Raw genomic sequence first — 12,076 nt, forward strand, 5'->3', positions numbered from 1 at the left:
CTTCGTTCATGGCGGGGCGACGGCGATGCTTTCGAGGCCGGCCGCTATTGCACAGGTTTTGCAGCGGGTACGCCGCGCAGATCGACGTCAGAAAAATAGGAGATCCCGTGAGACTTGGTGTTGTCCGCATCGGCCTGGATCGCGACCCCCACTACGTCCGGCAGAGTATCGCCGGCCTCGGCGCCAAAGGCTCGCTTGTAATCACCCAGAAGGTTGCGGCGCTCGGTCAGCCAGCCGCCGCTCTTGTCAGTCGCGCCCGATTCGAGAACGTCCATGCGTATGCGTTTGGTGAAGGCGTTGTCGAACTCGCTGCCCTTGCTTTCCTTGACGTCCCAGACGTAGCAGAGAGTTTGGGTCGGCACCGATTCGCCGGTCGAGCTTTTCGCCAGTGCGAGCTTGGTGCGCTCGCCCACCGACAGCCGCTCGGCAGGGAAATCGAAGAAGACGCAGACCTTGGCCGCGCCGTCGTCACCGCTCCTGGTGCGCAGATCGGCCCCTTCCACGAATGCTTCGACCTTCCAGCGCCAGGCCAATGTGGCCTCGTCATTGAGCTGAACCCGAGTGGGATGCACAAGGTTGCCGTAGGACTTGTCGGCATCGACCTTGAGCACCTTCTGGCCGTCGAGCTGAGTGATCTCGAATTTCGTCGGCGCCTTGTTGGGCAAGGTCGTGAAGCGCCAGGGCGCGGGCGCCTGCGGACCCGGTGCGGTCGAGAAAGGCGTCAGCAGGCCATCGGCGCGCGCCGCCGGGGCCGCCATGCAGAGCAGCGCGGCCGCAACAGGCACCGCCGCCGAGGCGAGCGAATACCGTCCATGCCCAAACCGGAATCTCATGTTGTCCATGGCTGGCCTCTATGACTGGTGATAGTGAAATGGGCGCCGTGCGCCCGCCATCTCGGAGTTTGATACAGATGCGCAACAAGATAAATACCGCATGGGAATCGCTCGTGGACAAAAGGCGTCCGGAGGCACAGCCGTGGCTCGATTCGGCGCAAAGGTCACTCGGGAAGTCCGGGTTGCGTCGTTCAGGCATGTGGCCCTCAAACTCCTGCAGCGCGGCTGCATGTTCTGCTGCTTGGAATGGGAACCTCATGAATCCTGTTGCAAGGCGCCCGGCTCACTCATCAAATTGGGTTCGACCGAGCGCCTGGTCCGCGTTCGCATTCAGCTTGGCCGCTGCCACGCTGCGGCCCAGCGAGCAGAGCCTCATGCTCACCCTCGCGATCCTGTGCGCCCTGCCCTGGTCGCTCGGCCTTCTGCTCCTCGAATCACGACCACGACACTGGCGAGGATTGCCATCATCGACAGTGAATCGAGAAGGCGGCCGGCGGATTCGAAGATCGTGAAGCGCGCGAGCGCCAGGGGGTTCTCTGGCCGGCCAGAGCCTATGGCCGCTCGACTCCACTGTCGAAAGCCCGGGTGGCGTGTGAGCAATGGATCTGGCTGGCTTCATAGGTGATATTGGACGTAGGCATGCCGCATTTCGACCCTGCGACAAGGCCTCCGGCCAGGGTGCATTCCCTTCGGGATGACGGGAGCCCCGCTATGGCCCCTGAGTCGGAGCCGACCGCGACGCGCGCTGAAGCGGTCGTCAATGTCCGCTGATAGGGGGCTGGCGCCCCCAATTGCAATGCCGGGGCTGAGTCCTGGTTGGACTCTTTGCCCGGGCAAGGTCAGAATGGACGATATTGTTCGCAGTGCACGCCCCAGTCAGCGGCTTCCAAGGTAGAAGGGTTGTAGATGTGGCCCACGCGATCATGGGATGTTCGGCGGGTTTGGCTCTCAGACCACTGCGGTCAACGCGGTGTGGAGCTTGGACTTCGTCAGCGACAATCTCGCCGAACTGGAATCGACGGAGCAAACGGTGTCGCAGTGGATGGGGCATCGAGTGAGCTGCGTCGCGACGGAGGGTGAAATGAATGCTGATCGTTGTGCATTTCGCAGTTCCAGGACCCAACTCGTTGTCTCACTGACCCGTTGGGCCACGGCTGCACTCATCGCTGTGTCTCAGCCAGCTTTTGCCGACGTCCCATACTTCTATGTCGTCAATGCGGGCACCCGCATGGTGGGCACGGTCCTGGCGCACCGGAACGATGATGGTTCGCCGGTTGTCCTGTCGCCCAGCCACGGTGACTCCAGCCAGCAGTTCAGCGTCGAACGGCTTCCTCGTCCCGGCAATCCTGAGCCGTTGCAAGAGCAGTGGTTCTTGCTGCGGGCAAGGCATTCAGGCAAATGCCTGAAGACCAACGGTTTTCGATCCGGTGCAGCAATAGTCCAGGAGAGGTGCAGTGGGGACGCTTCTCAGATGTGGAGGTTGCGGTCCGTGGCCATGACGGCGGCAGAATGCCCCACCCGGAATAAGTGCATCGTTGGGCGTCGCACGGTCGTGGAGAACTATTACGATCGCGGCCGGCGATGCCTGCATGCGGCAAACGGCTACCTTTCCGGCCTGCCCGAACAAGGTGCCAACTTGCAGGCCTGGGACTGCATCGCCAGATTCAGCGCCCCGAACGCCGTCAATCAGGAGTGGGAACTTGTGTACGCACAGGAATGGGACGCTCCCTTCATCGTCAAATGAAGCCTTGAAAAATGACGAAACCGGCGCGACCGCCGGGCAGCCCGCGTGGCACCCCGCGAGAAGCATGTTCGTTTGTGCAGTGTCCACGCCATGTCCCGATACCTCAACAACATCGTCGAACAGGACCATCGGGCCGTCAAACGTATCGTGAGGCCGATGCTCGGCTTCAAGTGTTTCCGTTGCGCGCGAGCGCTGATTGCCGGCATCGAAACGATGCGCATGATCAGGAAAGGGCAGATGGACTGCCTTGAAGGTCACGCCTCGTCCGCGGGGAACGAAGTTCTATTCGCTGGCTTTCTGAGAGCGAACACGCAGGACGCGAACTTGCTTGGCCTGGCACCGCTATTGCGACAGAACCCGGAAGAGCGCGTCGGCCTGAGAACCTTCTCAGGTCTTCGCCGACTTCTTCGGCGCTCTACTCGCGGCTTGCAGGGCCGCCGCCTGCGCCGCGTGCTTGTCGGCACGCGAGCGCTTGTGGACCTTGCCAGCCTTGGCCTCCTTGGGCTCCTTCTTTTCCTTGGGCTTCTCCTTGGCCTGCGGGTGATGCGTCCTCACCAGCTTGTCGATGGCCTTCGCCCTCGGCTGCAGCGCTTTCGCCTGGCGCTTCGCACGCTCCTCCTTGAGCAGGCGGCGCTCCTCGGCCAGCGCCTGTTCGGCTTCGGACGGCTCATGGTCCGCCCCCAGCGAGTGGACGCGGTCCATCGTCGCCTTGTGAAGCATCGCGCCGTTCTTCGCGATGCGGTGGGTTAGCGATGCGATGCGAATGGGCATGTTGCGATCCTCACGGTGGGTGGAAGACCAATGTAGGCCAGCCCGCCGCTTCCTGCCAATCAATTTGTGTGACTTCGCCCTTGCGGCAGTGAATTTCTGCTGCAGGAGAACGGACTGTCGCCAATACTTGCTTCTGACCGCGATTGTGAATTCGCTGCCGCACCCGGCAGTGGTCGACTCCCGCAATAGATACGGGAACACCGGATGCGATGGGTGCTTCTTGCTCGTGTTGGGCTTGCGGTACAGCGCCTGGATGCCCATGCACCGCATCAACGTGCTCACGTGCCGCCGTCCCACATCGATGCCTCGCAGGCGCAGCAGTTCGCGCAGCATGCGGCTGTCGGCGAACGGGTGCTCAAGATGCAACTCGTCGATGCGTCGCATCAATGCCAGCTCGCTCTCGGAAACCGGCTCGGGGTGGTACTACACCGTGCCTCGGCTGATGCCCAGCAGCTCGGCCTGGCGCTTGATCGGCAGCGCGTGTCCGCGCTCGATCATCGCTTTACGCTCAGCAATCCGGCCTTGCTGAGCGCGCCTTCCAAAAAATCGTTCTCCAGTGTGAGCTGCCCGATCTTGGCGTGCAGCACCTTCAAATCCACCGGCGGCGTCTCTGGCGGCGTCGCGCCCCCGAAGACGCCCGCGGCGCGCTCGATCAACTGGCGTCGCCACTCGGTCACCTGATTGGGGTGGACGTCGTGTTTGAGCGCCACCTCGGCGATCGTCTTGCCGTCGGCCAGCGCATCGATCGCCACCTTGGCCTTGAATGCCGCTGAGTGATTGCGGCGGGGTCTTTTACTCATGTCGTCTGCTCTTGTCATCCGGGCTCTGTCCTCGCCCATGGGAGCAGCCTACCCACTTTGCGGCGTGTTCAGATTTGCGCGGCCGGCTCTATCGCACCGGAAAACAGAGCTGCTCGGAACTCGGCTGCTCAACACGAGCAGCAGGTGTTCGACGACGAAAAGCGGCAGCGCTCGCGCGTCGACTAACGAAGCACCAGGACAGGCGTGTGGGAATGGGTCAAGACGTGCAGCGTCTCACTGCCCATCAGCAGTCGCGTGAGTCCCCTCCGCCCGTGAGACGCCATGACGATAAGGTCACAGTCGTGGTTCGTTGCGAATTCGACGATCGATTCAGCCACGTGGTTCGACTTTGCGACAACAGCCTCCGCTCGACGAACGCCCTTTGCGAGGGCGAGACCCTTGACTGCATCGACCAAAGCCTGTGCCGCCGCGACTGAACGGTGATGTGACTCCTCGATCTGCCGCTGGCTCAGCACGGACGATCCTTCGAAATAGCTGTGTGGTTCCAGGTGTGCCACAGTGATCGCATGCAGTTCCGCGTCGGTCAGCAGGCTCAGGTCAATAGCCTTGGCAACGGCCTGTTCGGAAAGCGTGGAGCCGTCGGTAGCCACAAGAATGCGTTTGAACATTTCGGAATCTCCTTGAGAGTTGCGGAAGCCATACCATTTGACCGCGTTCTGAAGGCTCCAGAAAGCATGATCTTGCTCCCCCTGGTGTGGGTAAGAACTTATCCGTAAATAGGCAAGCTGTCGATCCGAGCCGCATTTGGGCGCGGCGATGGATCGAGATCTTGGCGAAACGTGTTGAGTCGGAGAGCATCTCATTCCTGGGGGGGGTGCAGTGCAGCAAAGCAAGCTTCGGCAATGGAAACCGGGGCATCCTCTGGTCAAGAAGTCCATCAACTGCGCGTAGTGCTGCGCGGCATCAGCCCGCTGATCTGGCGCCGGTTGCTGCTGCGAGGAGACACAAGCATCGCCCGCCTTCACCAGATTCTGCAGATCGCGTTCGGTTGGCAGGACATGCACCTGCACCGCTTCGACATCCGGGGCCGGGAGTACGGCGTCCATCGGGATGGCGGCGCCCGTTCTTCGGAACCGACGTCCACGGAGCCTTGATCGGCCAACTCAAGCTGCGGCGCCTCGAGCCGCAATAGCGGTGCCAGGCCAAGCAAGTTCGCGTCCTGCGTGTTCGCTCTCAGAAAGCCAGCGAATAAAACTTCGTTCCCCGCGGACGAGGCGTGACCTTCAAGGCAGTCCATCTGCCCTTTCCTGATCATGCGCATCGTTTCGATGCCGGCAATCAGCGCTCGCGCGCAACGGAAACACTTGAAGCTGAGCTTCGGCCTCACGATACGTTTGACGGCCCGATGGTCCTGTTCGACGATGTTGTTAGGTACTTCGACTGGCGCATCTCGGTGGGCGCACCGGAGTCGGCTTGAATGCTCTGGATGGCGGCCGTATCGGCACCGCTCTGGCACGTAGGCCGGGGGGAGATTCACCCCCAGCCTCTCGCAGAACCGGACGTGAACCTCTCGATTCATCCGGCTCCCATCATCCAACCGGTCCCATCATTCGCCAGTGCTAGATATGGTTGACCGGGAAACCAAGTCTGCACCTCCCTTCAGCGCCCAGAGCGAGAACATACAAGCCCGGAGGAGGCTATGCTGGCTACGCTGAAGCCAGCCGTCGTTGCGCTCACTCCGGCTCAATCCCCGCCTTCTTCACCAGCGTGGCGTACTTCGCCAACTCGCTCTTGAACGCCGCCTGCGCCTGCTCCGGTGTGCTGATGTTGATGGTGTTGCCTTGGTTCGTCATTGCCTGCTTGACGGCCGGGTCTTCGAACGCGGCAACCACGGCGCCATGCGTCTTGTTGACGATGGCAGGCGGCAGCCCCTTCGGACCGATCACCGCGAACCACGCGTCGACGACGAAATTGGGCAGCCCTTGTTCGGCGAAGGTCGGGATCTCGGGCGCGGCGGGGGTTCGTTGCGCCGTCAGCATGCCGATTGCGCGCAGCGCACCGCTCTTGATGTGCGGCTGCACGCTCGGCAAGGCGACCGTTCCGAAGTCGACCTGCCCGCCGATGAGGCCTGCCACCATCGGACCGACGCCCTTGTAAGGAATGTGCTTCGCTGTCACGCCTGCTTCCTCGAGGAACAGTTGCGTGGCCAGATGAAGGATGGTTCCATTGCCGCCGGACGCGAAGTTGAATGTGTCCGGCTTGCTCTTGAGCAGCGCGATGAAATCCTTGCTGTTGGTGGCCGGCACCCTGGACGGATTCACCACCAGCACCATCGGCGTGGCGCCGACCAATGCGATCGGCGTGAAGTCGCCCGGCATGTTGAAGGAAAGCGACTTGATCACGCTCGGGAAGATCACGACGTTGTTCGACACGATCGACAGCGTGTTGCCATCTGGCGCCGCGCGCGCCAACTGCTGCAGCCCGACGACGCCGCCTGCGCCGGGCTGGTTGTCGATGACCACCGACCCGTTGAACGCCTTGTTGAGTGCCGGCTGGGCAGCACGCGCGATCGTGTCCACGCCGGAGCCCGCGGCATTGGGCAGGATGAAACGGACGATGCCCGCCTGCGCATGCGATGCGGTAGACCAAGGCGCGACCGCGAGGGCCGCCGAGGCGGCCAGCATCGTGCGGCGGGAAAGGAGCTTCGTGGTGTTTGTCATGTGTGTTGTCTCCATCGTTTCTTCTGTGTCCACGTCGGGCTGTCGAAGGGTTCAGGCCACGATGCTGCGCGCCCGCAATCCCTCGACCTCGCGCTCTGTGCAGCCGAGGCCCTTCAGCAAGTCTTCGGTGTGCTCGCCGAGCTTCGGTGGACTCAATCGCACGCCCAATCGATGACCTTCCAGAGTGATGGGAAAGAGCGCCGTCTTGACGGTCTCGCCCGCCTTCGGGCCATCGGGCAACTGCATGTCGGCAAGGCCGCCGGTGGCCAGCAGGTGCTCGTCATCGTAGAGGTCCTCGGGCTTGCGAATGGGTGCGAACGGCAAGCCGGCCTTTTCCATGGCCCGCGCCAGTTCCTCCGCGCTTCGATCGGCAATCCGCTCGGCGATGGCCTTGAGCAATCGCGGCCGATGTGCGACTCGCTGGTTGTTGGTGGCCAGATCAGGTTCGGCCTTCAGGTCGGCGAAGCCCAGTGCATCGCAGAACATCAGCCACTGCGCGTCGCTGACGGCCGCAAGGAAGATCTGCTCGCCATCCTTCACCGTGAACACGTCGTACACCGCCCAGGGGTTGTCGCGCGCGGGCATCGGTGCTGGGTGCTTGCCAGTCATCGCGAACTGCAGCATGTGCTGGCCCATGAGGAACACGTTGTTCTCGTAAAGCGCCGACTGCACCTCCATGCCGCGGCCGGTGATGCCGCGCTGGATCAGCGCACCCAGCACCGCGATCGCGCCGAAGAGGCCGCCCATGATGTCGTTGACGCTGGTGCCGGCGCGCAAAGGGTCCCCCGGGCGGCCCGTCATGTAGGCGAGCCCGCCCATCATCTGGACCACTTCGTCGAGGGCTGTGCGCTGGTCGTACGGGCCGGGCAGGAAACCTTTGTGGCTGGCGTAGATGATGCGCGGGTTGACCTGGCTGAGCGAAGCGTAGTCGAGGCCGTATTTGGCCATCGTGCCGGGCTTGAAGTTCTCGGCCACCACGTCGGCCGTGGCAGCGAGGCGCCGCGCGGTTTCCGCGCCTTCCTCGCTGTGCAGGTCGATGCCGATGCTTTTCTTGTTGCGGTTGAACATCGGGAAGAAGCCCGAACCCGCACCCAGCAATCGGCGGCTGTGGTCGCCGTTCACCGGCTCGATCTTGATGACTTCCGCGCCCAGGTCGGCCAACACCATGCCGCAGGTCGGACCCATGACCATGTGGGTGAACTCGACGACGCGCAGGCCCGTCAACGGCTGCGCAACTTGTGTGCTGTCGCTCATGACAGAGCCTCCTGTTTCATCGTTCGGGGCAATCCAGCGCGCCAGAGGGTGCCATGAAGGGTCTCGCCTTCCAGCCATGTGGCCACCTTCTTGCGCAGGGCGAGCAGCGCATCGAAGTCCTGCCCGGTCTCGATGCCCATGCTGGCCAGCATGTAGGCCAGGTCTTCTGTCGCCACGTTGCCGCTGGCACCTGGTGCGTGCGGACAGCCGCCGATGCCTCCGACGCAGGCGTCGAAGCGATTCACGCCCAATTCGAGCGCGGCGTAGACATTGGCCATGCCCAAGCCGCGCGTGTCATGGAAATGGCCGCAGTTGAGCCTGTCGCCGGCGATGGGCAGCACCGCCTCGAACAGCGAGCGCACCATGCGCGGATCGGCATAACCCACGGTGTCGGCCAGGCCGATGGCTTCGGCGCCCGCGTCGAGCACGGCCTCGACCAGACGGACCACCTCGTCAGGCTCCACGCGGCCTTGGATCGTGCAACCGAAGGCAGTGCTGAATCCCACCTCGATTGTCGTCTTCGAACCGCGTGCGTCTCGCGCATCGCGAATGCGGGCAATCTCCTCGACCACCTGGTCTGGCGTCTTGCGCAGGTTGGCCAGACTGTGTGCGTGACTGGCGGAAATCGGCAGCAGCATGAGTTCGGCCTCGTAGTCCATGGCGCGCTCGGCACCCTTCAGGTTGGGCACCAGCACCGAGGCCTTCAGGCCCGGCAAGGTCTGTGCGAAGGCCAGCAGCTCGGCCGTGTCGGTCAGTTGCGGCAACAGGCGCGCCGGCACGAAAGAGCCGACCTCGATTTCGCGCTGGCCTGCGTCGTAGGCGTCGCGGATCCATTCGAGCTTGGCCGCCGTTGGCACGACCCGGGCAATGCTCTGAAGACCGTCGCGCAGGCCCACCTCGCGGATGATGGCGCGCCGGGGCAGCGGGGAAGATGGAATCAAGCGAATCTCCTTGCTTCTTGCAGGTGAAGGTCAATGCAATCACCAAGTGCGAGTTTAGAATTTCCCAAAGCAAATTGCTTCTCAATTTGAGAAGCTCAGAATTCCCGATTGGAATATCTTGCGCGACCTCGATCTCACCACCTTGCGTCTATTCGTCGCCGTCTGCGAAACCGGCAACATGGCCCGCGCGGGGGAGCACGCCCACATCGTCGGCTCGGCCATCAGCAAGCGCCTCGCACAGCTCGAAGACCAGTTGCGCACGCCACTGCTGATCCGCAAGCGCCACGGCGTCGTGCCGACGGCCGCAGGCCAGACCTTGCTGGAGCACGCACGCAGCATGCTGGATGGCGCGGCACGGATCGAGCGCGACATGGACAGCTATGTCACCGGCGCACGCGGACAGGTGCGCGTCCTCGCGAGCATCTCCACCATGGCGGGCTCGCTGGCAAACGACGTGGCGGCGTTCCTCAAATTGCCCGCCCATCGCACCATCCAGGTCGACCTGGAGGAGCGGCTCAGTCCCGGCGTGGTGTCCGGCGTGCGGGACGGCATGGCCTCGGTGGGCGTGTGTTGGGACGCGGTCGATCTTGGGCCGCTGCAGTTCCTGCCGTACCGCAGCGACCACCTTTGCGTCGTGGTGCAGCCGGACCATCCCCTCGCCTCACGAAAAAGCGTGCGCTTCGAGCACACGTTGGACTACGAGCACGTCAGCCTGCCGATCAACAGTGCGGTGCAGGTGATGCTGCAACGCGCGGCGGCACTGCTCGGTCGCACACTGATTCACCGCATCATCGTGAGCAACTTCGAGGCGGCGCTCGGCGTGGTGCGCGCGGGACTGGCCATCGGCCTGGTGTCCAGGGAGGTTGCCGAGCGGCAGGCTGCTGCCGACAACCTTCGGATCATTCCGCTGGCGGAGTCCTGGGCGGAGCGGCGCTTCGTCGTGTGCTTTCGCGATGCACAGCAACTCTCATTGGCCGCACGACTGCTCGTCGAGCATCTGGTAAAGCAAGCGGATCAATCCGCCTGATTAATCACCGTTCGTGCGTTCCAAATGCGCCCCTACTTGCAGTCTTTTGGCGCTGTCGCGGCCTCGTCAACAGAGGTCCCATTTTCGTCGATCACGGCAAAGACAACGGTCACCCCTCGGTCTCGGAAAAATTTCATGTCCGGATCGGTGCAATACAGAACCCGTTTGACTTCGCGATGCCGCGCCTTTTGCACTTCCGTCCATTCGTTGGCGCGCAAGCGAGAAGCAATGACGTATGTGAACTTGCGCCCCGGACCGACTTCTGTTGAGACAATCTTTGCGCTTGCGGTTCCCAGTGGAAGTTGAGGACTCAGTTCTTGGGCAACGACAGCAAGGTGCTGCACCACTTCGACATCTGAAAAGGCGACCGCATTCATCGTGAACGCAAGTGCGCCGATGCTGGTGAGGGCGGCCTCGACTCGTTTCATGACTCCATTTGTGATTCATCTACGGTAATGGCGTGGCAACCGGCGTCAGATCAGTCCCTGTCTGTACATCTCGCTCAACACGAAGCGCGCAATGATCAGATGCCCGAGTGTCGATGGATGATTGCTGTCGGCGAAGAAATAGGTGAAGGGGCATTCAAACCGACCAGCGTCAGGGCTGAACAGAACAGGCTCGGGGTCGCAATGTTCTGTACCAGCTGTCCGGTGAGTTCGGCAATGGCTTGGAAGTCGCACGCCGGCCTGTCCAACACCGAGACACCGAAGGCTCCGGGGTTGGCGACCACGCGCTTGAACTCCGCATGGGTGTCGATGATCTTGATGGCGCTGTCGAGCCCCGCGGTAGCTGCGGCGTTGAATTCCGCCACCCAACCCGACACCGCAGCCGCTGTCTGAGAATCGAGCTTTCGACCCGCAATCGTGTCCGTGATGTCGGGGACGGTGAGCACCGCGATGCGGCTTCCGCCATTGACCACGATGCGATGCAGCTGAGCGGCAAGAGTATCCGCAGCCTGGACGATGGCGTCGTGCGTCTGCTGTCCCGTCTGTAGTCCCCTTGCATACCGGTCGAGCTCATAGAAAAAATCGTTCGAGCCGGCGAACACAAACACCATCTGTTGGCGCTGGAAGGACCCGAAGTAGGTTAGGAAGTCGGCGATCTGCTGCGCGACGGGAATCGCCAGCGCCGCAGTGCAATTGCCGCTCGGATCGGGATCGCAGCCGTAGCCGGGTTGCTGTGACACCCGCGCGCCACCCATTGCAAAGCCGGTCGCCAGCGGTACGGAGACCTGTGACGCACCGCCAAAGCCCTGACGGAATGGTTTGACGGTAGTGCCGAGCAGCAGTCCCACGGTCTCGGGCCACACAGGTCCGGGATTGGTCGTGAACTTGCCTCCGCCGACTTGTGCGATGGATCCGACCTTGTAGGTCCCGACATCGCTCAGGCTGTCCCCGAAGACGACGACTTGCTGTATGCGGTCCGCCCTGAACGCCTGCAACGATGCAAGCGCTGCACCGACCGCCTTCTCGTTCTGGCCGCCGCCGGCCGAGACTTTCGCAGCGGCGTCCCGCGTCTCTGCGCTGATGGCGGGAGTGTCGGGCTTCGCCTCCGTCGGTGCCGCCGCTACGGTTGCTGCGACGGGCGTCGATCCGGACGACCCGCCGCCACAGGATGCGATCGACAGCGCCGTGAGCAGCAATGCTGCAAGGCGCCGGAGGCTCGATCGTTCGAATTCCGATTTCATGAGCTTCTCCTTTGACTTCCGTGGCGGCCGGGTCACGATCCGCCTTGGGGAACACTGTCCGTCTGGCCATTGCCGCAACAGAAGCAATCGATCCAGACAGCTCGCGGCCTTGCCCTCCGAAGGTGCCAGAAGGTGCCAGAATCGCGCCTTTCTCCGACGCTGCAGTCCCTCTTTCCTGTCGACCAGTATGAACGGCGAGCCCACTGGGAATCTGCCCTCCCACGGAGGGCAAATTGCATGCACTTGGAACGAATCGAAAAAAAAAGGTGACATGAAACGCTGCGGCATTGTTCATTCCGAGTTCGCTCGCGCTGCTCGCGCACGCCCGCACCGGAGCC

Annotated in this window: 11 protein-coding genes and 3 pseudogenes; 4 read left to right on the forward strand and 10 right to left on the reverse strand. The window is 62.6% G+C overall.

Going from position 1 to position 12,076, the window contains the following annotated elements:
- Positions 1-44: 44 nt before the first annotated feature.
- Positions 45-842, reverse strand: a complete 798-nt coding sequence (locus WKW80_RS22850; protein ID WP_340365863.1) for a DUF3047 domain-containing protein — start codon at positions 840-842, stop codon at positions 45-47.
- A 970-nt stretch (positions 843-1,812) separates the two neighbouring features.
- Here WKW80_RS22850 and WKW80_RS22855 point away from each other — a divergent pair.
- Both WKW80_RS22855 and WKW80_RS22860 read left to right on the forward strand, forming a co-directional pair.
- Complete coding sequence (locus WKW80_RS22855) at positions 1,813-2,577, forward strand: RICIN domain-containing protein (RefSeq protein ID WP_340365864.1); 765 nt, start codon at positions 1,813-1,815, stop codon at positions 2,575-2,577.
- 93 nt (positions 2,578-2,670) lie between these two features.
- A pseudogene (locus tag WKW80_RS22860) lies at positions 2,671-2,878 on the forward strand (DDE-type integrase/transposase/recombinase); the annotation flags it as partial.
- Between the two features lie 86 nt (positions 2,879-2,964).
- Here WKW80_RS22860 and WKW80_RS22865 read toward each other — a convergent pair.
- The 3 genes and pseudogenes from WKW80_RS22865 to WKW80_RS22875 form a co-directional block, all read right to left on the reverse strand.
- A complete protein-coding gene (locus tag WKW80_RS22865) occupies positions 2,965-3,348 on the reverse strand; it encodes a hypothetical protein (protein WP_340365963.1) in 384 nt (127 codons plus the stop codon).
- 177 nt (positions 3,349-3,525) lie between these two features.
- Positions 3,526-4,148: pseudogene (locus tag WKW80_RS22870) on the reverse strand (IS3 family transposase); the annotation flags it as partial.
- A 182-nt stretch (positions 4,149-4,330) separates the two neighbouring features.
- Complete coding sequence (locus WKW80_RS22875) at positions 4,331-4,777, reverse strand: universal stress protein (protein ID WP_340365865.1); 447 nt, start codon at positions 4,775-4,777, stop codon at positions 4,331-4,333.
- Between the two features lie 234 nt (positions 4,778-5,011).
- Here WKW80_RS22875 and WKW80_RS22880 point away from each other — a divergent pair, with 234 nt between their 5' ends.
- Complete coding sequence (locus WKW80_RS22880; protein ID WP_340365867.1) at positions 5,012-5,263, forward strand: plasmid pRiA4b ORF-3 family protein; 252 nt, start codon at positions 5,012-5,014, stop codon at positions 5,261-5,263.
- A 79-nt stretch (positions 5,264-5,342) separates the two neighbouring features.
- On the opposite strand, the pseudogene WKW80_RS22885 reads toward WKW80_RS22880, so the two are convergent.
- The 4 genes and pseudogenes from WKW80_RS22885 to WKW80_RS22900 form a co-directional block, all read right to left on the reverse strand.
- Positions 5,343-5,621 (reverse strand): annotated as a pseudogene (locus tag WKW80_RS22885) (DDE-type integrase/transposase/recombinase); the annotation flags it as partial.
- A gap of 221 nt (positions 5,622-5,842) precedes the next feature.
- Entirely contained in the window at positions 5,843-6,829 is a 987-nt protein-coding gene (locus tag WKW80_RS22890) for a Bug family tripartite tricarboxylate transporter substrate binding protein (RefSeq protein ID WP_340365868.1), read from the reverse strand.
- Positions 6,830-6,880: 51 nt separating this feature from the next.
- Positions 6,881-8,083 (reverse strand): CaiB/BaiF CoA transferase family protein, encoded by a 1,203-nt coding sequence (locus WKW80_RS22895; RefSeq protein ID WP_340365869.1) that lies wholly within the window; start codon positions 8,081-8,083, stop codon positions 6,881-6,883.
- Complete coding sequence (locus WKW80_RS22900) at positions 8,080-9,021, reverse strand: hydroxymethylglutaryl-CoA lyase (RefSeq protein ID WP_340365961.1); 942 nt, start codon at positions 9,019-9,021, stop codon at positions 8,080-8,082. Before WKW80_RS22900 ends, WKW80_RS22895 begins: the two co-directional genes overlap by 4 nt.
- A gap of 121 nt (positions 9,022-9,142) precedes the next feature.
- Between WKW80_RS22900 and WKW80_RS22905 the strand changes: the two genes are divergently transcribed.
- A complete protein-coding gene (locus WKW80_RS22905; RefSeq protein ID WP_340365870.1) occupies positions 9,143-10,051 on the forward strand; it encodes a LysR substrate-binding domain-containing protein in 909 nt (302 codons plus the stop codon).
- Positions 10,052-10,083: 32 nt separating this feature from the next.
- On the opposite strand, the gene WKW80_RS22910 is transcribed toward WKW80_RS22905, so the two are convergent.
- Positions 10,084-10,479, reverse strand: coding sequence for a hypothetical protein (locus tag WKW80_RS22910; RefSeq protein ID WP_340365871.1), 396 nt, complete (start codon positions 10,477-10,479; stop codon positions 10,084-10,086).
- A gap of 95 nt (positions 10,480-10,574) precedes the next feature.
- A complete protein-coding gene (locus tag WKW80_RS22915) occupies positions 10,575-12,026 on the reverse strand; it encodes an SGNH/GDSL hydrolase family protein (RefSeq protein ID WP_340365872.1) in 1,452 nt (483 codons plus the stop codon).
- Positions 12,027-12,076: the final 50 nt, after the last annotated feature.

The sequence above is a fragment of the Variovorax humicola genome, from assembly GCF_037889915.1.
GTDB lineage: Bacteria > Pseudomonadota > Gammaproteobacteria > Burkholderiales > Burkholderiaceae_C > Variovorax > Variovorax humicola.

Excerpts from the sequence above, each read along its gene's own strand:
- WKW80_RS22880 (WP_340365867.1), top strand. The coding sequence starts at position 5,012 with ATGGAAACCGGGGCATCCTCTGGTCAAGAAGTCCATCAACTGCGCGTA.
- WKW80_RS22890 (WP_340365868.1), bottom strand. The coding sequence starts at position 6,829 with ATGACAAACACCACGAAGCTCCTTTCCCGCCGCACGATGCTGGCCGCC.
- WKW80_RS22865 (WP_340365963.1), bottom strand. The coding sequence starts at position 3,348 with ATGCCCATTCGCATCGCATCGCTAACCCACCGCATCGCGAAGAACGGC.
- WKW80_RS22875 (WP_340365865.1), bottom strand. The coding sequence starts at position 4,777 with ATGTTCAAACGCATTCTTGTGGCTACCGACGGCTCCACGCTTTCCGAA.
- WKW80_RS22850 (WP_340365863.1), bottom strand. The coding sequence starts at position 842 with ATGGACAACATGAGATTCCGGTTTGGGCATGGACGGTATTCGCTCGCC.
- WKW80_RS22910 (WP_340365871.1), bottom strand. The coding sequence starts at position 10,479 with ATGAAACGAGTCGAGGCCGCCCTCACCAGCATCGGCGCACTTGCGTTC.
- WKW80_RS22895 (WP_340365869.1), bottom strand. The coding sequence starts at position 8,083 with ATGAGCGACAGCACACAAGTTGCGCAGCCGTTGACGGGCCTGCGCGTC.
- WKW80_RS22915 (WP_340365872.1), bottom strand. The coding sequence starts at position 12,026 with ATGCCGCAGCGTTTCATGTCACCTTTTTTTTTCGATTCGTTCCAAGTG.